The 20,429-nt window shown below is 37.6% G+C and carries 29 protein-coding genes; 18 read left to right on the top strand and 11 right to left on the bottom strand.

The genetic code is table 11. The features are described 5' to 3' along the window. Positions 1 to 788: 788 nt before the first annotated feature. Positions 789 to 1,346: a hypothetical protein gene (locus RTR76_RS16630; protein WP_312522776.1), complete on the bottom strand. Its 558-nt coding sequence runs from the start codon at positions 1,344 to 1,346 to the stop codon at positions 789 to 791. A 388-nt stretch (positions 1,347 to 1,734) separates the two neighbouring features. Then, positions 1,735 to 2,367: a CBO0543 family protein gene (locus RTR76_RS16625; protein ID WP_312522775.1), complete on the bottom strand. Its 633-nt coding sequence runs from the start codon at positions 2,365 to 2,367 to the stop codon at positions 1,735 to 1,737. Positions 2,368 to 2,469: 102 nt separating this feature from the next. Between RTR76_RS16625 and RTR76_RS16620 the strand changes: the two genes are divergently transcribed. From RTR76_RS16620 to RTR76_RS16610, 3 genes are all read left to right on the top strand, one after another. Further along, positions 2,470 to 2,715: a hypothetical protein gene (locus RTR76_RS16620; protein ID WP_312522773.1), complete on the top strand. Its 246-nt coding sequence runs from the start codon at positions 2,470 to 2,472 to the stop codon at positions 2,713 to 2,715. A gap of 191 nt (positions 2,716 to 2,906) precedes the next feature. Further along, positions 2,907 to 3,068 (top strand): hypothetical protein, encoded by a 162-nt coding sequence (locus RTR76_RS16615; protein WP_312522769.1) that lies wholly within the window; start codon positions 2,907 to 2,909, stop codon positions 3,066 to 3,068. A 125-nt stretch (positions 3,069 to 3,193) separates the two neighbouring features. Beyond that, entirely contained in the window at positions 3,194 to 3,604 is a 411-nt protein-coding gene (locus RTR76_RS16610) for a hypothetical protein (protein WP_312522763.1), read from the top strand. Between the two features lie 31 nt (positions 3,605 to 3,635). On the opposite strand, the gene RTR76_RS16605 is transcribed toward RTR76_RS16610, so the two are convergent. Next, positions 3,636 to 4,166, bottom strand: coding sequence for a helix-turn-helix domain-containing protein (locus tag RTR76_RS16605; RefSeq protein WP_312522755.1), 531 nt, complete (start codon positions 4,164 to 4,166; stop codon positions 3,636 to 3,638). Positions 4,167 to 4,354: 188 nt separating this feature from the next. Here RTR76_RS16605 and RTR76_RS16600 point away from each other — a divergent pair, with 188 nt between their 5' ends. From RTR76_RS16600 to RTR76_RS16585, 4 genes are all read left to right on the top strand, one after another. Then, complete coding sequence (locus RTR76_RS16600) at positions 4,355 to 4,585, top strand: hypothetical protein (RefSeq protein ID WP_312522752.1); 231 nt, start codon at positions 4,355 to 4,357, stop codon at positions 4,583 to 4,585. 268 nt (positions 4,586 to 4,853) lie between these two features. Next, the gene (locus tag RTR76_RS16595) at positions 4,854 to 5,519 is read left to right on the top strand and encodes a hypothetical protein (protein WP_312522749.1); all 666 of its coding nucleotides are present in this window, start codon (positions 4,854 to 4,856) and stop codon (positions 5,517 to 5,519) included. A gap of 137 nt (positions 5,520 to 5,656) precedes the next feature. Then, positions 5,657 to 6,130 carry a Ku protein gene (locus RTR76_RS16590; RefSeq protein WP_312522744.1) on the top strand — a complete coding sequence of 158 codons (474 nt, stop codon included), beginning with the start codon at positions 5,657 to 5,659 and terminating at the stop codon, positions 6,128 to 6,130. After that, a complete protein-coding gene (locus tag RTR76_RS16585; RefSeq protein ID WP_312522742.1) occupies positions 6,076 to 6,639 on the top strand; it encodes a hypothetical protein in 564 nt (187 codons plus the stop codon). Before RTR76_RS16590 ends, RTR76_RS16585 begins: the two co-directional genes overlap by 55 nt. Positions 6,640 to 6,846: 207 nt before the next feature. Here the strand turns inward: RTR76_RS16585 and RTR76_RS16580 are convergent, their stop codons facing one another. Further along, complete coding sequence (locus RTR76_RS16580) at positions 6,847 to 7,386, bottom strand: PH domain-containing protein (RefSeq protein ID WP_312522740.1); 540 nt, start codon at positions 7,384 to 7,386, stop codon at positions 6,847 to 6,849. Positions 7,387 to 7,698: 312 nt separating this feature from the next. Here RTR76_RS16580 and RTR76_RS16575 point away from each other — a divergent pair, with 312 nt between their 5' ends. The 4 genes from RTR76_RS16575 (at position 7,699) to RTR76_RS16560 (ending at position 11,415) form a co-directional block, all read left to right on the top strand. Continuing rightward, on the top strand, positions 7,699 to 8,364 hold the full coding sequence (locus RTR76_RS16575; RefSeq protein ID WP_312522738.1) for a CatB-related O-acetyltransferase: 666 nt from the start codon (positions 7,699 to 7,701) through the stop codon (positions 8,362 to 8,364). Between the two features lie 515 nt (positions 8,365 to 8,879). Next, a complete protein-coding gene (locus RTR76_RS16570; protein ID WP_312522736.1) occupies positions 8,880 to 9,581 on the top strand; it encodes an outer membrane beta-barrel protein in 702 nt (233 codons plus the stop codon). Between the two features lie 658 nt (positions 9,582 to 10,239). After that, complete coding sequence (locus RTR76_RS16565) at positions 10,240 to 10,959, top strand: outer membrane beta-barrel protein (protein ID WP_312522734.1); 720 nt, start codon at positions 10,240 to 10,242, stop codon at positions 10,957 to 10,959. A 267-nt stretch (positions 10,960 to 11,226) separates the two neighbouring features. After that, positions 11,227 to 11,415, top strand: a complete 189-nt coding sequence (locus RTR76_RS16560; RefSeq protein ID WP_312522732.1) for a hypothetical protein — start codon at positions 11,227 to 11,229, stop codon at positions 11,413 to 11,415. Between the two features lie 242 nt (positions 11,416 to 11,657). Here the strand turns inward: RTR76_RS16560 and RTR76_RS16555 are convergent, their stop codons facing one another. The 4 genes from RTR76_RS16555 to RTR76_RS16540 form a co-directional block, all read right to left on the bottom strand. Next, entirely contained in the window at positions 11,658 to 12,248 is a 591-nt protein-coding gene (locus tag RTR76_RS16555; RefSeq protein ID WP_312522730.1) for a hypothetical protein, read from the bottom strand. Positions 12,249 to 12,345: 97 nt separating this feature from the next. Further along, positions 12,346 to 13,092, bottom strand: a complete 747-nt coding sequence (locus RTR76_RS16550) for a PDZ domain-containing protein (protein ID WP_312522729.1) — start codon at positions 13,090 to 13,092, stop codon at positions 12,346 to 12,348. Positions 13,093 to 13,714: 622 nt separating this feature from the next. Next, positions 13,715 to 13,897, bottom strand: a complete 183-nt coding sequence (locus tag RTR76_RS16545) for a hypothetical protein (protein WP_312522727.1) — start codon at positions 13,895 to 13,897, stop codon at positions 13,715 to 13,717. A gap of 222 nt (positions 13,898 to 14,119) precedes the next feature. Continuing rightward, positions 14,120 to 14,449, bottom strand: coding sequence for a hypothetical protein (locus RTR76_RS16540; RefSeq protein ID WP_312522723.1), 330 nt, complete (start codon positions 14,447 to 14,449; stop codon positions 14,120 to 14,122). A 238-nt stretch (positions 14,450 to 14,687) separates the two neighbouring features. On the opposite strand from RTR76_RS16540, the gene RTR76_RS16535 reads away from it, so the two are divergent. The 3 genes from RTR76_RS16535 (at position 14,688) to RTR76_RS16525 (ending at position 15,907) form a co-directional block, all read left to right on the top strand. After that, positions 14,688 to 14,876 (top strand): hypothetical protein, encoded by a 189-nt coding sequence (locus RTR76_RS16535; protein ID WP_312522721.1) that lies wholly within the window; start codon positions 14,688 to 14,690, stop codon positions 14,874 to 14,876. Between the two features lie 181 nt (positions 14,877 to 15,057). Further along, positions 15,058 to 15,405: an energy transducer TonB gene (locus RTR76_RS16530; RefSeq protein WP_312522719.1), complete on the top strand. Its 348-nt coding sequence runs from the start codon at positions 15,058 to 15,060 to the stop codon at positions 15,403 to 15,405. A 271-nt stretch (positions 15,406 to 15,676) separates the two neighbouring features. Continuing rightward, positions 15,677 to 15,907 carry a hypothetical protein gene (locus tag RTR76_RS16525; RefSeq protein ID WP_312522717.1) on the top strand — a complete coding sequence of 77 codons (231 nt, stop codon included), beginning with the start codon at positions 15,677 to 15,679 and terminating at the stop codon, positions 15,905 to 15,907. A 32-nt stretch (positions 15,908 to 15,939) separates the two neighbouring features. Here RTR76_RS16525 and RTR76_RS16520 read toward each other — a convergent pair whose 3' ends face one another. Next, on the bottom strand, positions 15,940 to 16,452 hold the full coding sequence (locus RTR76_RS16520) for a hypothetical protein (RefSeq protein WP_312522715.1): 513 nt from the start codon (positions 16,450 to 16,452) through the stop codon (positions 15,940 to 15,942). A gap of 563 nt (positions 16,453 to 17,015) precedes the next feature. Here RTR76_RS16520 and RTR76_RS16515 point away from each other — a divergent pair. After that, on the top strand, positions 17,016 to 17,867 hold the full coding sequence (locus RTR76_RS16515; protein WP_312522714.1) for a CAP domain-containing protein: 852 nt from the start codon (positions 17,016 to 17,018) through the stop codon (positions 17,865 to 17,867). 550 nt (positions 17,868 to 18,417) lie between these two features. Here RTR76_RS16515 and RTR76_RS16510 read toward each other — a convergent pair. Together RTR76_RS16510 and RTR76_RS16505 are read right to left on the bottom strand one after the other, a co-directional pair. Then, the gene (locus RTR76_RS16510; protein WP_312522712.1) at positions 18,418 to 18,591 is read right to left on the bottom strand and encodes a hypothetical protein; all 174 of its coding nucleotides are present in this window, start codon (positions 18,589 to 18,591) and stop codon (positions 18,418 to 18,420) included. 116 nt (positions 18,592 to 18,707) lie between these two features. Then, positions 18,708 to 19,010, bottom strand: coding sequence for a hypothetical protein (locus RTR76_RS16505; protein ID WP_312522710.1), 303 nt, complete (start codon positions 19,008 to 19,010; stop codon positions 18,708 to 18,710). Between the two features lie 219 nt (positions 19,011 to 19,229). On the opposite strand from RTR76_RS16505, the gene RTR76_RS16500 reads away from it, so the two are divergent. From RTR76_RS16500 to RTR76_RS16490, 3 genes are all read left to right on the top strand, one after another. Next, on the top strand, positions 19,230 to 19,520 hold the full coding sequence (locus RTR76_RS16500; protein ID WP_312522708.1) for a hypothetical protein: 291 nt from the start codon (positions 19,230 to 19,232) through the stop codon (positions 19,518 to 19,520). Positions 19,521 to 19,560: 40 nt separating this feature from the next. Next, on the top strand, positions 19,561 to 19,908 hold the full coding sequence (locus RTR76_RS16495) for an energy transducer TonB (RefSeq protein ID WP_312522705.1): 348 nt from the start codon (positions 19,561 to 19,563) through the stop codon (positions 19,906 to 19,908). Between the two features lie 110 nt (positions 19,909 to 20,018). Next, complete coding sequence (locus tag RTR76_RS16490; protein ID WP_312522700.1) at positions 20,019 to 20,390, top strand: hypothetical protein; 372 nt, start codon at positions 20,019 to 20,021, stop codon at positions 20,388 to 20,390. The last annotated feature ends 39 nt before the right edge of the window (positions 20,391 to 20,429 follow it).

Genomic DNA, 20,429 nt, shown 5'->3' with positions numbered 1-20,429 from the left:
TGAAAAATGCGGGGCGGAAGAAGTGGAGATAATCAACCACCGTGCCTGTGAAATGACAGAGGCCTGTGGTAATAATACTGTTGAATTACATTGCCTAGCCTGTGATAGTACGGCGATATTAGTTGAATAAGATTATTTTTTTAGCGATTGCCCAAAGGGGCAATCGCTTTTTTAGAAAAGAGATGGGAGGCGATAAAAAAGACTAATTAGTCTTTCTAACTCTTGGTTAATCTCTTTAATCTTCATCCGATGGCTTGTTTGCAGCACACAAAGATGTGAAAGAGTGGTATAGCACACTAGAGAAAGAAACCATCCCGACAGAGGTGGATTAAAATAGATGGGCTAAGGAATGAAAGTCAACTGCCTCAGTCGGCAAATGACTTTCATTCCTTAGCCTAGATTAAATATTTTATACCGGAGATGTTTTATAACTACAAAAATTAGATTAGGTCAATAGTGGTTGTAGACGAGTAATCAGTCTTTCGGCTTAAAAATAATTCTAACTACTGTAGTAACTTCTTTTGCCTCACCGTTGCTATCTTTTACGGCGTAAATTTCACTTTTTAACGGCTGATATTGCGGCAGCATCTATTGACGATTCGCGCACTGACACACTTTCTGCAGAGCCATCTTTTAAATCATGTACACTAAGCAGAGCGGTTGATTGATGTTGTGTAGACGAGTTTGTATTTGTATCAGCACCTTCTGCAATGCGGTAGGGGCCATATAACAAATCATGCTTAAGAATAGCAAAGTATAAACGATAGCTTTTCCATCTCTATCTCCTATTATTTTTGTTTGGGAAGTTCAGGAGTTAGTTCCATAGTACTCATTATTTCATCAAATACTTTGCGGTCCTCAGAGTAATTTTTATAGTCACCTTGCAGCATGAACAAGTAACCGGTCGTTCCATTTTTAATATAGTAAGTAAGAGAATATTGATCTACTGTTGAGTGGTCAGTAATATGTGCTAGAGTCATTTTTGCAGTATAACTATTAATAATGCTCTCGCCTTCCTCATCAATAGTCGTTTCAGGCGCACCGCTCTTTCGCGTTTTATATCGAAGCGTAGGAGCACCCTGCTGGTCTTTTGGAGTTATAGTAATTTCAACTCTGGGTAAGTGAGTAGGAGGAACGGCCGAGAATTGAATAAGATCGGTCCTTTTCGACGGGTAAGAGAAGAGTGACCAGGATTTTGGAAACTGTATACGTAGATTATAAGTTGGATTACTGTATGTTTGTTTCTCTGAGTTTAGTGTTTGGGCATTCTGCTCAGCTGCAGTAGAACTAAATGGTAAACAAAAGAGCAATGCAAATATAAAAATAGCTTTTAAGATAGATTTCACGGGCTTCATCTCCTTTTTAATTTCATTTCCGAAAAAGCAGAGCGATAAAATACCAATTTTAAATATACAATGCTTTGCTAATTGTTACCATATTTCACAAATACTGTATAAAAGAAATACCGCCTCTTGAGGCGGCATATTATCACTTTTTCTTTGGTAGTTGTGGTTTATTGATCGAATTTACCTCTTCGGCGCTTTCCTTGTTGGAGACATATTTAGGATCACCTAAGGTAACACGGGTAGAATTCCCGGTTTTCTTGCTTTGGTATAAATCGCTCATAATGCACCTCTTTTGAGTAGTGGTCGATATTAGCTTTTCCATGGAGACGGTAAGCCATACTTTTTATTGGAGAAGAATGTATGAAGATCTATCCATTCCTTGATAATGTTAATGATCATCATCATTATCGTTATTGGGCAAAAGTTTTGTTGCTGGTTGCGCTATAGGGTCATATCTGCTTGCAACGGCATTTTCTATTCGACTAGACTTAACAATACTTAGTATAAGGAGAATCGCAATTCTAGCTATAGCTGCTATTGCAAGATTAGCAAGGAAAAAGTAAATAAAGTTCCAATCAAAATAGGTCATTATACCATAATATCGGAATAATGGGCCTATGACGAAGCTTATGATGGCTGATGATAAAGAAGAGTTGATGATATAGGTTAACCAGTTACTGCTATATTGATAAGAGAGCATTAACAGTATAGGAACTACAGAGTAATCGAATGGAAATGGTGCAAGTTGAAATGGAAGTAATCCAATATTGTACTGCCACCGAGCTGCAGATATGCCCCAAAGATCAAATAGAGTTGACATTACAGTCGCAAAAGAGCCAAAAAGTAAAATTTCAATCATTCTAGTCTTATCAACTAATTTCCACCAAATGGTATAAGAAATAATTAGAAGTGCTACTATTCCCCACCACTGGTAAGAAAGTAAACCCTGGTTTATGTAGTCTGCATATGAAATATTCCACAGTTGAAGTCTCAGTTGATGTATGGTCTCTATAGTGTTCAATAACATGCCCCCTCTGTTGTACTAGCTTATTATAGCCGAAAAAATTAAATATAATGATTGGTTTTCTATTTATTGGGCGTTGTGCCTGGATCCGTACCGAGTATGGATTTGAAAGCATTGTGGAATGACGATACGCCGTTTGGCAAGGTGCTCGCTATAGCTGAGCTGGTTGATTGTGTTGAAATGAGCAATGAGAGGATCGCTGCATGGAAGGATTTGTACGGAGACAATGAGATTGCGTTTGGTCACTTTGAGCCCGGCCGCATGCTTGGATTCTTTCTAATGTGCGGCGGATTGAACCGGTACCAGCTAAGGGCCGGCAGCGGCTTTGAGGAGTGGGAAAAATAAAAAGCCAGAACTCTGCTCATGCAGTCGCTCTGGCTTAGGGAGTTGCGCACTCTAGTAATAGTATAGCCAATATTTGCTATGTCTATACAACAATTAAGGTAATCTCGTTGCCTTCGTTATCAACTTTATAGAGAAAAATAGAAAAAGGGCGGCATAGACCGCCCTATCACCCATTTGTCGGGAGGGATAGCATGAGTCAAGTTGTAGAAATTAAATCCCAAATTCGAATTGAAAACCAAGTAGCCGGGAACTGGCATATCCATTACCGAGAAAGAAAGCGCGTCATGATGAATGCCGGCAAGAAATTACCGCAGGTACCCGAGATCTCGACGAAACGTTGGCGGTGGCCGTGATCGGGTATTTGATGTTCATCCGTAATGATTAGAAATACATTATAGGGCTAGCGCTACTGCTGGCTCTTCTGCTTTGGGCAAGGGGCGAGTACCAGAATTGGAAGCAGCAGAAGCAGGTACCTGTGGTGCAAACTGTTACGCTACCACCTCAGGTGATCCATATCACAACTGAAACAATCCGGGAAGTAGCGGTTCAGGCTCCCAGCTCTCCGGGAGCGGTGCTGCAGTTCATGGAGAAGCAAGGCAAGGTTATTGCTATTGTAAATGGGCAAGAGGTAGAGGTGCCGAATTTGTCTGGTCAGCCGGATGTGAAACTGGGGGAAAACGGCGAACTGCGCTTTTCTACAACAACTACAGCCCGCATTGATGTGACGGAAATGGCTAATGCTCAGGCGCGGCTTATTGCAAACCAGGAATTAGAGAAGCAGGCAGCCGTAAACAAAAAGGAAATGGACAAAGAAAAATCCACTCGCAAGCGTGAGCGGATAGTCTGGATTGTTGGAACGGCAGCAGGTGGGTATTTGCTTACCCGTTAATCATCGCCCTGGACTTCGGTCTGGGGCTTTTTTATTTTACTGGTGCTTTGTTGGTACCACTATTCTCAGCCCACGAAACTTCCGCGGTTACTGTTTTTATACCCAAAGGATCACCTAAATCAGTGATTTTGATGTTGCGTACTGTAAGCTGCATTCTTTCAAGTTCTTTCTGAAGAACGAGCTCGGTTTGAACATCATTTATGATGCCAGAAATTATACTATGGACTCTAACCTCGGTTTTGCCGTTTTTTGTTGCTTTCTTCGCTTCTTCCACAATAAGCGTAATGAAATCCGAAATCGGCTCATAAATCGCATTATTTGCCAAGCTCCGCAGGTGATCGGCAAAACTGCCATCTGGATCATTCGTCCGACCTAGAATGTAATCAATAGTTACTCCAAAGTAAGTAGCTAATTTTTCAATGTTTTTAATAGAAGGTTCTCTATCGCCGCTTTCATAATACTGAAGCGAACGCTCGGTTATTTGCAAATAGCTAGCTATAGCTTTTTGGGATTCACCCTTCTCTTCGCGTAATTCTCTCAATCGGTTGTGAAATTTAGCCATGTGGACTCCCCCTTATATTTTTAACATTTGAACAAATAGTTCGTTTGTTCGTGAACTTTTAATTCATAATACTACGTAATTGAGAATTTTGCAAGGGGGTATTTTTATTTACTACCGCTTTACAAAACAGAACATTTGTTCTAAAATAACCATACAAAACATATGTTCTTATAAAAGGAGGTAATAAAATGAGCAAAACATTTATCGGAGTAATAGCCGAACATGACGAAGAAGGCAGGGTAAAACCGCTCTCAATCCGGTGGGAAGACGGGCGAGTATTTAGTGTAGATAAGGTATTAGACGTAAGAGTGGCAGCATCTCTCAAAGTAGGAGGTCAGGGCATGCGTTATACCTGTAGAATACATGGGAAAGAGGTATTTCTGTTTTGTGATTCTGGTCAATGGTTCATAGAAAGCTGAAAGCACCGTCTTACCTTAATTGGTAGGGCGGTGCTCTATTTTGGGATTGACTATGAAGGGTCAGAAAAATCGGCTCGTAAGAAGGAGCGGATCGGCTGGTTTATTGGTACTGCAGCAGGAGGGTATTTACTTACCCGCTAATTTATGTGTTACGAAATGCAGATAAAAACAAGTATATTATGTACAACTAATTTTACAGCAATTTACAAGATAAGTTGTACGGATAAAGAATGAGGCTGTGAATCATTAAAAATTAGGGGGAATGTAAATGGCAACAATAGGTCAACCATTAAGTGTGCCAGAAGCGGGGTGGAGAAGATATGATAATGCAGATAGTAGGATAAAATATATTGGAGATAATTGGGTTCATCAAACAGAACAAGGAACTCAATATTGGTATAATAACACTGTAGCTATCGGTGATTATGATAGTTCGATGCTATTTAAATTTTATGGAACTAAAATAAGATTTATTTGCCGCAGTTCTGCTGGTAGAAGCGATAATATACAGGTTATTATAGATGATAGCATAACAGAATATTTTAGCAACGTCACTGCTACAGTTAGCGAATATAGATTGAATTATGAAAAGACGGGATTAGAATTAGGGCACCACACTGTCAGAATAACAAATAAAGCTACTAATGGGTATGGGCTACATTGGGACTGTATGGACATCGATGCTGATGGCTATTTAGTTCTTAGTAAAGCTCTTCTTGCAGTTACAATGGCCGATGGTGCGCGTAAAGAATACGAACTTGCAAAAACGGAAGTTGACTCTTTTATCAATTGGTATAATACGCGCGATGCAGGTAGCGGTTCTCCGTATTATACTTTCAGTAAACCATTCGACCTGGGACCATTTGAAAGTCGGACGGATTACCTGGTTTTTGATAAAATCCAGGACTTTGAGATTATGGAGTTTGAGGAATAAATAAATCAATAGCATAGCCGCTCATCCTTCGGGGTGGGCGGCTTATTTTTGTTTCCTGCACCTTCCATCGACTCAGGACCCGCAATTTTATATAATAGAAATAATAACTATCGGCCCCACTAGAAAGATAAAATGATATGAAAACAGTATGGCGCGGCATGATTAGTTTTGGGATGGTTAATATCCCTGTCTCCTTATATAATGCTACCAGAAAGAAAACAGTAAGCTTTAAGCAACTCCGTAAGGATGATTATAGCCGCATAAGCTACAAGAAAACAGCGACTGACGGCGTGGAAGTTCCACAGACTGAGATTGCGAAAGGCTACGAAATAGCGCCGGACAGGTATGTGGTAATTTCTGAAGCAGAATTGGAAGCCATAACACCAAAGGCAAGCAGAGTAATAGATATTGCGGACTTTGTAAAGTTAAACCAGATCGACCCCAGGCATTACGATAGCAGTTATTACCTTGCCCCGGAGCCGGGCGCGGGCAAAGCTTATGCGCTGCTACTAGAAGCCCTTAAACAAACCGAGTCTGTAGGTGTTGCACGTTTTTCGTGCTTCGTAGCAAGGAATACTTGGCAGCGATCAGACCAGTGGGAGAGGCGTTGACACTCTCGACAATGCTATTCTCTGACGAAATTATACCCGTAGCTGAGTTAGCCGAACAATTGCCGGATATGCAGCCAACAGAAAAAGAATTGGCAATGGCAAAACTTTTGATAGAATCGCAGCTAACCGAGTTTCAACCGGAGAAATACAAGAATGAATACCATGCTGCTGTAATGGCTTTGATAGACAGTAAAGCGGAACAAGAGGCTATAATAACCAAACCGGCAGCACAGGCCGCACCTGTTATAGACATTATGGCTGCTATCGAGGCCAGCTTGGCAGCGATAAAGAAGGATAAATCAAACCCAAAACAAAAAAGAAAAACCCGGCATAACCCGATTTACGCGCCTGCCAATTGCGGCAGGCTTTTGTCATTTATTACCGCTTTACAGCGTAGAACGTCTGTTCTAAAATGGCTATGCAAAACATATGTTCTTATTGAGGTGGTAATAATGAATAAAAAGATTTACATCGGCGTGACAGCGGACATGACCCAGAAGGCAGAGTAAAGCCGTTGTCCATAACATGGGAGGACGGGCGAGTATTTAGTGTAGATAAGGTATTGGACGTAAGAATGGCAGCATCTCTCAAAATGGGCGGGCAGGGTATGCGTTATAAATGTAGGATACACGGCAAAGAGGTATTTCTATTCTGTGATACCGGGCAATGGTTTATAGAAAGTTAAAAGCCCACATATAAATTGTGGGCTTCAGCAATTACATTCCTAATAGTTTCTTTTTGGCAACAATAAACTCTTCTTCAGTTATAGCTCCTTGCTCTTTTAAATGAGATAATCTTTCTAATTGTGCAATCATATCATTGCCTGTATCGACACTCGCCGGGGCCGCTGCTGGTTCAGATTTTTTGTGTGCTTGGGAGCTTATAAAATCGCACAGGTCGCGCAATTCTTCTTTTATGATGCCTTGAAATTCAATTTTTTTACTAACGGTATAAATAACAAGTTGTCCTATTGACATGTTAAATTCAACACTGCTGATCTTGTCATAAAGGATTAGCTCAAAAAATATCTCGCTAAAGAATCCGCCCTTATATAAGAAAAAACATCGCGTATTGGTTGCTATAAAAATACCATTTCTAACACCCTCAGGTAAAAGGGCGGGTGTAATTCTTAAAATTGTTTCGTCCGGGTGCAGAAAAGTTACTAGTTCTGGTATTTCTTTCATTTTCAGTAATTTTGTATATCGTCTAGGGTTAAGTTGAGGTATTAGTTTTTCAATTTCGCTAAGAGTTGGCATAGAAAAACTCCCTTCATATCAGAAAATAAGGATAAAGCATTATTACAAGAATACAATAATATAGCAGCATATTCCTGCCCGTGAATATCGCTGATATATAGAAAGTTAAAGCACCGTCTTACCTTAATTGGTAGGGCGGTGCTTGTTTATGAAGATTGACTATGAAGGAGTAATGGGCGAAAGCAAAATCCGTTCGTAAGCATGAGCGAATCTATTTTATCAGCATACTCTTGACGTCAGTATATATTTTACATAAGATATTATTCTAGCTAAAAATAAACTTCATGTAGTGTATGAGTAGGTGGTAGTGAAATGCTTAATTCTTTACTTAGATTTAAACAGTGGTTATTATATGGTAATTACATACGTAATCCCCGAAACATTGAAACTAATTATCTTGAATCCCCAATACGAATAGAAGCTGGTACGTATGTTGGCAAAAACGTTCATATAGGAAGATATACTTATATGGGTAAGAACAATTTTATAAACTCCAGTCCTGCTGACAACCCTACTTCAATTGGAAGATTTTGCTCTATAGCATCTAATGTTATTATAGGTGCAGGTGACCATCCATCTAATTGGTTGTCAACAAGTGCTTTTCAATATAACGGCGATGATAAACTTTTTCGAAAGCTCGACTTTAAAACTTTAAGTCTCGAAAAGCCTCAGAGTGTTATAATTGGAAACGATGTGTGGATCGGAAGTAATGCATTTATAAAAGCTGGTGTGAAAGTCGGAGATGGTGCTATTATTGGAGCTGGAGCAATTGTAGTTAAAAATGTTCTCCCATATGCAATTGTTGCTGGTTGCCCCGCAAGACTAATTAGATATAGGTTTGACCAACAAACGATAGATCAATTACTCTCATTAGCATGGTGGAAATTGAATCCTAAATTAATAAAAAATGTTCCATTTGATGATATCAACCAAGCTATTGATTATATCAAAGATATTCGTGCAAAAAATAATGTTTGATATGAGTCTGTATAAAGCGTATATCGCTGAGCCGAGCTGAGCATGTATATGGAGAAAAATCCGCTCGTAAATGTGAACGGATAGGCTGGATCATTGGCGCTGCACAGGTGGGTATTGCTTACCCATTGAGTAGCTTTCCCATTAAACTTATTATTGCTATGATCGTCCAAAATAATAAGCCTAACAATGACGCATTGAAACACCCTCTAGCAGGGGTTAAATCATCCAAGAGATATTCCTCCTTCACTCCATTTGTATAAGAGTGTATTATAAAAATATTTGAAGTTAATTTAGACTATCGCCTGAAGGCTTCGGCAGACGGGCTTTTTTGTTTTGGTAGAAAAAATTATTAAAACAATTATAGAATGTGAGCAAATTTTACATAATATAAATATTCAGTTTTAACTTATTTTATTAAAGAATTTAAATAATTCTTGAAAGAAAAGAAGGAAATAGGATTTTTATGTCAAACGTACGTGACTGCAAAATAATTCTAATTTAGGGAGGAAATATCCATGAAGAAAAAAGTTTTATTAACATTAGCCGCTGCGATGGCAGTTACTTCCGTATCTTTTGCATCGCCGCTAAGTAATTATGACAAAGGAAGCTTGGCTATTGACCTAAATATGTCAATATCACCTAAGCTGGAAAGTGGTGACTCTATTGATGCTAAATCGCGTCTTGGAGCAGGCATAACTTATGGGATTGGCGATAAATTTGCAGTTCAATACAATTACTTGGATAACAAATCAAAAAATGCTCCTTTTGAAGAATATGATGGAGCGGATTATGAAATTGGTACCCAAAATGCTCAGGTTACCGGTCAACATTTCAATTTATTATATCAAATCAATCCAAATATCTCTGCATTTGCCGGCTGGACAAAAGCGAAACTAAAAGTTAATAGTACTTTTGAATACGGTGATGGTTCTGGCCCTCTTGGAAATGGAAGTGATTCATACAAAGAATCTCAAAATGGTTATCAAGTTGGGTTTATAGGGCAAACTAAACTGGCTGATAACCTCACTGGCTGGACACTAATTAGCGCGGGAAATAAAATAAATGCTTATGAAATTGGTGTAGGCTACGACTTGGCTAAGAATACGGAATTCAATGTTTTCTATCGTCAGACTAAATACAAAGACTTTGGTGATTCCGATGATAAATTCGATGTTAAAACCAAAGGATTAGGTGCTGGTTTAACATTTAAATTCTAAATTTATATTAGAAAAAATTTATTGCCATACTTCAGCAGGAGAATATGTCATCGCCCCGGACTTCGGTCTGGGGCGTTTTTTATTTATGGGCAAAAGAAATACCGCCTATTTGGCGGCTTGAAGTTTATCTATTTAATGTCTTGCTGCTTAGCCTTTTCTTGAAGCGTGTTCAAATAGTCCAATGCAGCTCGTAGTCTTCATCTTTTACAGCTTTGGGAATTAATTTAATTCTAGGGCCAATAAAATCTACTTCCCAAGCGCGGTCAAATTCTTTCATATTAGGCATGCTATCAGTCCTTTCATATGATAATTACGGCGGGAGAGCAGCAAATCCTGCTCCTGCATTATAGGACCTTAGCCCTGAAAATTTGTAGGTGCAGTTTTTATTAATCAGGTTTAGTTGCCGCACAGAAGGATCTGGACAATGAGCTGCATCCATATAATAAGACCTTAACCATTAATAGCTAAACTAACCATGATTAGTTTATTGAGTTACCATAAAAATATACGAATAGCATTATTTTGTAATAATAGTAAAATTATGAAAATATAGTTTATTGAGATAATATTTGGAAGAAAGGGAAGGAAATGGAATTCAAATGGCAAATATTAGTAATTTGTTGTATTAATTTTTAATATGTTTAGGGAGGAAGTTATTATGAAAAAGAAAGTTTTATTAACCTTGGCTGCTGCAATGGCAGTGACATCCGTAGCTTTTGCATCACCGCTAACTAATTATGAAAAAGGAAGTTTGGCTCTTGATATTAATACATCCATATCTCCAAAGTTAGAATTATCCGTTAATGGAATGAGCGAATCTGATGATTCTAAGGAACGTCTAGGTGCAGGCATATCTTATGGTCTGGGTAATAAATTCGCATTGCAATATAAATACTTGGATAATAAAACCAAAGAATACTTAGTAGATGAGTACATAGGATCTTTTTATGAAAACACGACACTTAATGCAAAACTTACTGGGCATGAAATAAATGTATTGTATCAAATAAACCCTAACGTATCTGCATATGTGGGAGTGACCAGATCAACAGCAAAAGTTACGGTAACAGAAAATTACGGTCCTACCCCTGGAAATATTACAGATAGCGAAAGTCTTTCTGAATCACAATCTAAAAATGGATATCAAGTAGGGCTAGTTGGGCAAACAAAGTTAGCAGACAAACTTACAGGATGGGCATCCGTTAGTGCCGGTAATAGAGTAAATGCTTACGAAGTTGGCCTAGGATACGATGTAGCCAAAAACACTGAGTTGAATTTATTCTATCGTGAGGTTAAATATAAAGATTTTGATGCTTATAGCACTACAGTGGATGTTACCACTAAAGGCCTAGGTGCAGGAGTAACATTTAAGTTTTAATTTATTATCAGGAATAATTTCTTGCCCCATGCTTTGACAGGGGACCTTTGTATCGCCCCGGACTTCTGAACTGCACCCCTTATGTTAGACAGGATGATATACTGTCCAACATAAGGGGTGCAGTTCAAATCGGTTCGGGCTTTTTTATTTTTAAACAATATCAGGACAATTATCTTAGACAAATAGGTGGAAATACTCAAGGGTTTGAGGGAAGGATTTGCAGAATATGATAAGATGCTACGTACTAAATAACGGAGGATTTAATTTATGGATAAAATGGTAGAAAGCGTCGCAGGATTTATTGCAGTATATTTTATCACCGGAATGCTAACTCTTTTTTATTATAGCTTTTTTAAAAAAGGAAATTGGAAAAAGTCCCTAGTACATGTTGGGATTTCTATGTTTCTCTTGATGTTTACTATTGCTTTTTCTTTCGGGCTAGGGAATGACGTGTAATTAATTAATGGCATAGATGCCTTGTCTGAATAAAATAAGAGCCCTAATATCTGGGGTATGCCGCTAATCCTTTAAGGTGGGCGGTTTTTTGAAACTGAATTATGCCTGTCACTTGAGGCAGAATTCTCTATTATTACCGCATTGTAACACTAAACGCATGGACAAAGAAAAAAATCCGCTTCGAAGTGTGAGCGGATTGGCTGGATTGTTGAACGACAGTAGGTATATATTTATCGCAAAATCTAATCATTCGGTGTGGATTCAGCTGCTAGGTTTTTGGGGGTTGCGAGTGTTATATTAGGGAAGTGTTTACTATATACTTCGCTTTCAACCTTAGAGTACATCGCATTAAAATGGCCCTTAAGATTTGCCCATGTTGAGCTATAGTTAAATGTCTGATCGGCAATATATTGGTTATGTGATACATCAATTATTTTCAAGTGTATTCCTGAAGTCTTAGGTCCCAAAGTGCTAGATTGAAATGGTAAGGCTTCATAAATTATAATATAGTCAGGATGAAAACTTTTAAATAAGTCAATAACGTCTTCGCGAGCTAGTGAAGCAATATCGGGCGCGTCAGGTGCATTATAAGGTTTTTTATATTGTTCACTCAAATAGAGATTGTAGTTTGGTAAAAATGCTTTTTGTGTTTGCCGCTTTGTAATTTTAATAAATTCATCATCATACATTTTATATTTGTTAAGACATCCTGCAAAAGCAAACATGATGGTAGGTTTTTCTTTTACTCCTTGTGGAAGTTCAGAGCAGTTTCCAATACTAAGATTACTCAATAACAATATAGTTATACAGAAAAAGAATAATAGTTTCTTCATATACATCGCTCCTAAAAAATTATAACACTTAGGCTTAGAAATCCTGTTGATTTAATAGTATTCAGCAGTGCTCCGGACTTCCGTCCGGGGCTTAATTTTAATTAAGCGACTTTTGAAACAAAGGTGGGAAAAACTGTTTAGTAATAGTGACAGGTATTTCTTCTTTTCCTCGAGCAATTACAATATTTATCATATGGCCTTCTTCTCCTTGCTCGAAATAAGAATCCAATTCTTGAGGGCTCATTTTTCTTGCAATAAGGCCGTTGACCTTTAAGATGCGATCACCGATTAATATACCTACTCGTTCGGCAGGAAGTCCTTTTGATAGGCTAACTACCTCATAGTATCCCTTTTTAAATGCATAATCAATGCCGTAATAATAACCACCATTATAATAAGTCTTAATAATTCTCAGTATTCTGTTTGTTGTATTTGCGTAACCCATTAAATCTTCTTTATATCTAGGGTAGTATCCCATTGAGTTAATATTATCGACGTTAGCTACATGAACTTGTTCTTTATTAGTGCCGGGATCAGCAACTATTTGTATTTCAAATGAAACTAAAGTATCTGGTCCTGTGGAAATTATATTCCATATGTGCAAAACTTTTGCCGCTCCCCATGTAACATTAAAAGCAAAAGGCTTTGCTCTATTATCTTCCAATATAATTGAGTAATCTGAGCTAGTTCTAATAGTTAAACCATCCTTTATTTCAGTAGTTAGAATATGATTATAAATTTCTTTTTGTGGAACATCTTTAATTACTATTGTGCTAGCAGCCTCCGTGGGATATGAAAAAAGCAATGAGATCAGAAAAACTATGAAGAATGTAATTTTGCGCATTTGTTAGTAACGCTCCTTTCTAAAAGTTTCTATTAATTCTGTATTATAATACTGTAAATTACATTATATTCCTGCTTTACATACGTACGTACAGTAAGTAATGTTTTTGGGGCGCTTAATCATAGCCCGGTGGCTTCGGCTGCCGGGCTTTTTTGGTAGGAACACAGAAAAAGTGTGTGTTCAATACCGAAGTATGTTAGACTAAACTCGTAAATACCTATGTGGAAGGAAGTAACATATAATGATTATAATGGGTCGCTTACTAGTATTAGCTTTCATCTTGTGCTTTATTGGAACCATATGGTTCAATGGATTTTACTCTAGTGTATTTTTGTTTTTTACTTTGATTTTTTTCTGTGCAGGCCTTGCAGTTGCAATATATATTAGCGATGAACCTATTTATTTTATTAATAAAACAGACCCTAAGAAATTCGCTAAGCTTTTTACTGTATCTTCCGCAATAGTATTATTTGCAGTGTATCAAGTTATTTTTAAATGAAATATAAGACACAAATCCCGGATGCCAGTGTGCGCTATCTGGGATTTTTTATTTTGTCCACTTGCGGATTAACACAAAAGTGTCATTTTACTTTCAGCGGGCGCACAGCAAAAGAAATACCGCCTATTCGGCGGCTTTAAGTTTATCTATTTGATATTTTGCTGCATTAGCCTTTTCTTGAATCGTGCTCAGATAATCCAGCGCGGCTGCATAATCTCCATCTTTCACAGCTTTGCGGATTAACTTAATTCTAGGGCATATGTAATCTATTTCCCAGGTATGGTCAAATTCTTTCATATTAGGCATACGCTATCAGTCCTTTCAATTGATAATTACGGCGGGAGAGTAACACATCCTGCTCCTACATAGTAGGACATTAGCCCTGAAGTTTCGCAGTTCCGACTGGTGACAATCAGGAATTTAAGAAGCAGGCTGCCGTACATAAAAAGGAGCCAGGACAAAGGAAAAATCTGCTCGGAAGAAGGAGCGGATTGGCTGGATTATTGGTATGGATGGTCAATCAACAACTCACAATGAAATTTTTAATACCGCCAAATATAAGAATAAAATAACGATAAAGGGTAGAACTGAAAACTCATCTTTCTTGGGGTCATTACAATTTTTCTTGCTGCATTCACAATCACAATCTTTTATAAAGGATGGATCCTTGTATTGCATATAAGTAATAAAGCCAAATACTGCAGTAGTCAATAAAAAATTAGTGATTGTATCTTCAATGGCTAAAGGAGCGCCAAATAGTACTGCTATTTTAGTCGCCACTACACTAATCAACATAATAACAATGAGGCTCAGGCCCAATAACACTATTAATACTAGCAAGGATATTAACGTATTCATGATAATATCTCCCTCAAGCTTAATATTATTAAGTGTATCATCTTTAATAGAGTGTTAAAAGGATATTTACACATTTTCTAATTAACGCCTGGACCACGGTCTGGGGCGTTTTTATTTCTCTTATTTAAACAATCAGGACAATTATCTTAGACAAATAGGTGGAAATACTCAAGGGTTTTGGGGATCAATTTACAGAATGTGATAGATGATACGAACTAAATAATGGAGGATTGAATTTATGGCTAAAATGGTAGAAATCGCCGCAGGAATTATTTCAGTATATTTTATCGCCGGAATGTTATCTCTTTTTTATTATATCTTTTTTAAAAAAGGGAACTGGAAAAAGTCCCTTTTACACGTTGGTATCTCTGTGTTTCTCTTGATTTTTACTATTGCATTTTCATTCGGGCTAGGGATTGCTGTGTAACTAAGGGCATAGATGCCCTGTCTGAATAAAGAAAGACTGGGGATAGTCGCTTGCCTTTGGATAGAGCGAGTGCTCTATTTATATATTTGCAGGAGTAATACTACAAACGTTGAAATTTGTAAACACGGGTACAAAGAAAAGCTTCGAATAAAGCATAGGATTTAAAATAGGTGAAGGATCTATGAAAAAATTTAAACTTGCATTAATTATTACTTTACTTGTCATTAGCAGCATAACCTCTGTCTTTGCGGAAGGTGTTACTCACCCCCCTCGCATACTAATGAAAGTAGATACTCAATATCCCGAAGAAGCAAAAAAACAAGGGGTAGAAGGGGTAGTTGTTATAAAAGTTTCCGTGTCAGAGCAGGGGGAAGTAGAGCATCTAGAAATTAGTAAAAGTTCAGGCAATGAAAGCCTTGATCAGGCTGCTATCGATTCTGTTAAACAATGGCGGTTTATTCCGGCATATGAGAATGGAAAGAAATGTTCTGCTGATGCTGAGACAGCTATCATTTTTAAATTGAAGTAATGAAGTGTTTTACGAATGACGTTCTTTTAATTACATATTCGGATATAAAAACTACTCCGCTTATGGGGGAGTAAATATTGTTCAAGAGACAGTGGATTTCCTTAATACTATTGATTTGCTTCGTAGGATGACTAAATAACTGATAATACTTGAATTCATAAAGCCTGCCAATTACGGCAGGCTTTATGAATTTTTTACCGCTTTACAAAACGGAACGTTTGTTCTGAAGTAACCATGTAAAACATATGTTCTTGTAAAAGGAGGTAGTAAGATGAGCAAAATATTTATCGGAGTAGTAGCCGAGCATGACCCGGAAGGCAGAGTAAAGCCTCTATCTATAACATGGGAGGACGGACGCAAATACAGTGTAGATAAGGTATTGGACGTAAGAATGGCAGCATCTCTCAAAATGGGCGGGCAGGGTATGCGCTATAAATGTAGGATACACGGCAAAGAGGTTTTTCTATTCTGTGATACCGGGCAATGGTTCATAGAAAGATAAAAAGCCCACACTGTGATTGTGTGGACTTTTAATTAATTGCGTTTACGCGGAGCCATCCATAAGCTGCCGTTTTGATAAACATCTAATCTTTCCAAGATTATTGTGGTATTGTTCCCGAACCAACATTCTGACTCGGGAACGATCTTATTATTGATCGTTTTGCCAACAGTTTCACTTGATCCGTGTTGTTGTGTGAGCCAATTCAATATATTGATATAATTGTTTGTTCCTTTAAAAGTGATATAAATATTGCTAAAAATATTATTATTAAAACCATATTCTATTCTAATAAATTGAGTATCATCGCCAAGGGTGAAATTTTCATTTTTTTTGATATATGATAATGATGTGCCTACTGAGCGATAATAAATGAAGTCTTCTTTTAAAGAATCTAAACTAGTACCCCACGTAATTCCATTAAAACCGTCGGGATCATTCTGTATATCTCTGGCGATTACAGTTGTTGTGGGAAGAAACAAGCAAAGTGCGATAATTAGCACAATGCAGACTGTTTGAATAATCGATAAAACGGATCTACTTTTCATATTTTCACCTCTTTTTATTATAAATAGAAATATATTCTAAGATACTACTATTTACTATAATATTCCTGCAATTGAAGATCAATAAACTTGCCTTAGAGATACACAAAGACATAAAAATAAACCCACTTCAATGGGTGGGATGGGCCGGATATTCACTAAGAATCTTGTCCCTTTTTTTGTCCCTACTGTGTGATTTTAAGGGGACAAAAACTGCTTAAAACTGCAAAAATAGAATTGAAAACCCAATAAATAAAAACGTTATAAATCAAGTTGAGGGTTAAAGAGGGGCGGCTGCCGGGCTAAGTAGTTTCTTCATTTCACAAAATTTGTCGCTCCACCGAACGGTTTTTATTTGCCCAAAAAAGACTAGGTTCTATGCGGACTTTGCGACGATGGATATAGTTAAACATATGTATGTCGGACATGGAACAGACGGCAGCATAAGAACTCAAATCCACATATAACCTTACATACTAAATATTACATTATCATTTCTAAAAGAAAACAAAAGTTTGTAAAATATATTAAATTAGTATAAGAACTTAAAAAAGAGGAGGAGACTGATGAAAAAAGTAGTTCGCAATATATTTCTGGGGCTTCTTGGCACTACCATTGGATTGTATATGATGGTAACACCTGCATCAGTTTACGCAAAATCGCAACAGACTCCGAACACCGTTGGCAAGACAACTAATTTGACAGCGCAAAATAATCAATCTCCTTCAGTTAGCCAAGTCACGCAAGATCCGGTGGCGGTGGTTAAGGCTTCCGCAGGTAAGCTGGGGTTCAATAGCAAAAAGGATTCGTTTTCCTTGGCTAGCAAATCTGCTAACCAGGCAGTTGTTTCTGTACGGCATGAAAAAACAATATATAATGTTACCCTTAAGTTAAACAGTGCTAATTCTCAATGGGTCATCACGTCCGTTAAAAAAGCGAAGGGTGCAGAATCCAATTCTTCAGCCAACAATAATGGTACTGTAAATAGCGGTAGCCCTACTACAGGAACAACCAGTAGTAGTACGAGTTCTGCCAATGTAGCCACTGCTGAGAAAAACGCAGTTGAATTGATGAATGCCGATCGTCGTGCAAACGGGTTGTCGGATCTAAAGGTGAGCTCTGCAGTGACTGCAGTCGCCCGCAGTCATGCCCAAGATATGGTTAACCGTAAATTTTTCTCGCATAGCAACCCGGATGGAAAAACACCTTCCGACCGTTTAAAAGCTGCCGGCATTTCTTATAGTGCTGTGGGTGAAAACATTGCGGAAAATACAAGTGTTCAGGCTGCAGAAACCTCTTTTATGAATAGCTCAGGTCACCGTGCCAATATATTGAATTCGAATTATACCACGGTAGGCATTGGCGTTGCTTATGACAGTGCGGGAAATGTGTACGTGGTTCAAGACTTTATCAAGTAAATCAATTTTTATCCAGCCGCACCTCCGGGGTGCGGTTTTTGTTTATTAACACTTCACAACACGGAGCGTTTGTTCTAAAATGGGCATAAAAAAACATTGTTCTATATTGAGATGGTAAATGTGCCAAATAAAAAAATCGGGGACGTCAGCGGAGCAAGCCGGGACGGTATAGAGGACAGGGCATGCGATATACTTGCCGGATTCACGGCAAAGAGGTATGCCTATTCTGTGATTCTGGTCAATGGTTTATAGAAAGCTAAAAGCACCGTCTTACCTTATTTGGTAGGGCGGTGCTTCCTTTTGTGGATTGACTATGAAGGGGTAATCGACAAAGAAAAACCACTTGTGTAAACGTAAGCGGATAGGCTGGATCATATAATAGAGTATAGAACTAAGCGCATTGCTCAATCAAGCGCGAAAAAGCATGGTAGAAACTCTGACTTATGCTATAGAGGGCGTAAAACCTTTATTGATATGCAATTTAAATTCTGAAATGCTTAAGAGCAATTGCAAGACGAACTGTAATAAAAAACCGTCCGTAGGCGGCGTATTACATTGCAGGTTTTAAAAGTAATGATGTGTCAATTGTAAATTCATCTAAAGCTTTACCTAAAGCTTCTTTATAGGCTTTATCGAAGGTTGGAGCGTTATATACGGCAGCGCTTGAACCTTCTTTAATTATTTGCTTGCTTGCTAAGTAGTTACCAGTACTAATATCTAGCAATCTAACGTCACATGTTACAGTTGTTTTGTATTTTACAGAAAACAATCCAGAACTAAAGCGCGGGGTATCATTGTTAATTAGGATAAACAAAGCGTAGTCGCAATTAAGATTCGCACCTATTTTTTTTGAATATTCAAACGATTTACTGGTTGGGAATATTCCGGAGAGGTGAACATTCGGTGATCCTCTTTAAAAGTCCTTAATTCATTACTGGTAGTATCAAATGAAACCAAGTTGAATTTATTAGCAGGGAAAAGTTTGCTCGCTTTTTCAGTAACCATTGTTCGAACAGTTTCGTTATTAACAAAAGCTACTGGAGCATCTAAAAATACACCTATAGTCGGCAGGCCGGGAGCAGCGTTAGCGGTTAAAGGCATTACTAAAAAAATCACATAACAAAAAGCAATCTTTTCATACAAATCCCCCCCATTTTATCTAATTTGTTCATACTAATCAATAAATACTTTGAATTAGGTACTGACCGGTCTTTTTTATTTAGGTAAGGTGGTAGAAAGTGCTGTGAGAATTTATTCGTTTAAAGTTGGTTAAATAGAGATTGCTTTTAGAAGAAGCATGTTGCAGGAATTAATACCTAATTATGGAATTAATAACTAACTTATATTAACTGGAGTGATTGAATGAAAAAGATAATATTGCTATTATTACTAATTACAGTTAGTGTTTACATTTCTGGTTGCGGAGCAACTAAATTGTCTGGTATTTATGAAAGCGATATTGATTATCTAGAATTTGCTAATGGTAAAGTTAGGATGCTTGGGAATAATTTTTATTATGATTATGAAATTAAGGATAACAAACTCTCCATTAATAAAGAAGGTAAATATTTTATGCTTGATGTAATAGATGATGGAAAAACTCTAGTTTGGTGGTCATCAACGCGTGGAGAAGTAAAATATAAAAAGAAATAGCTATGTTATAATCAATAATTTTATTTAATCTAGGAGATCTATGAAAAAATTTAAACTTGCATTAATTATTACTTTACTTGTCATTAGCAGCATAACCTCTGTCTTTGCGGAAGGTGTTACTCACCCCCCTCGCATACTAATGAAAGTAGATACTCAATATCCCGAAGAAGCAAAAAAACAAGGGGTAGAAGGGGTAGTTGTTATAAAAGTTTCCGTGTCAGAGCAGGGGGAAGTAGAGCATCTAGAAATTAGTAAAAGTTCAGGCAATGAAAGCCTTGATCAGGCTGCTATCGATTCTGTTAAACAATGGCGGTTTATTCCGGCATATGAGAATGGAAAGAGATGTTCTGCAGATGCTGTGACCACTATCGTATTTAAATTAAAGTAATTGGACAAGAAGTCAGAGAAAATCAGGAAATACCGCATATATATTTTCTCTGGTTAGACATATTTGTGAGATTTAACCTCGGCAATAGCCGGAGAGGAGGAGAGTATATAATGAACAGTCAAAGCGGTGACCCAATAATGCGTGAAGCTATTATTCATGCCGGTGAACGGAATGAGGGAAAAATTACAGAGATAAGACGTAAGCTGAAGGAAAAATTCGATGAGGGTAAGGTTCCTATAGGCTACAATTATATAAATGGTAATCTTGAAGTTGACGGGTTCGAAGTATCAGTAATACGATATTTATATAACTGGTGGAATAATTCCACCAAGGAAGAACGAAGTGCCTGTGAAAGTGAATCAACGTTGGTTCTCAATATGATTAGAAGCGCTGGAGAGTGGAAAATCATACAAAGCGAGCCAGTTATTAGCCCGGAGACATTTGCCAAGGCACAGGAGAAGTTGATTAAGAAGAACAATTGAAAAGTTGACTAAGTAGTATAATTGACAGTTATAGCCGCT

Source organism: Anaerospora sp. (assembly GCF_032013335.1).
Classification (GTDB): domain Bacteria; phylum Bacillota; class Negativicutes; order Sporomusales; family DSM-15969; genus Anaerospora.
This window is presented reverse-complemented; position numbering and strand designations above follow the sequence as displayed.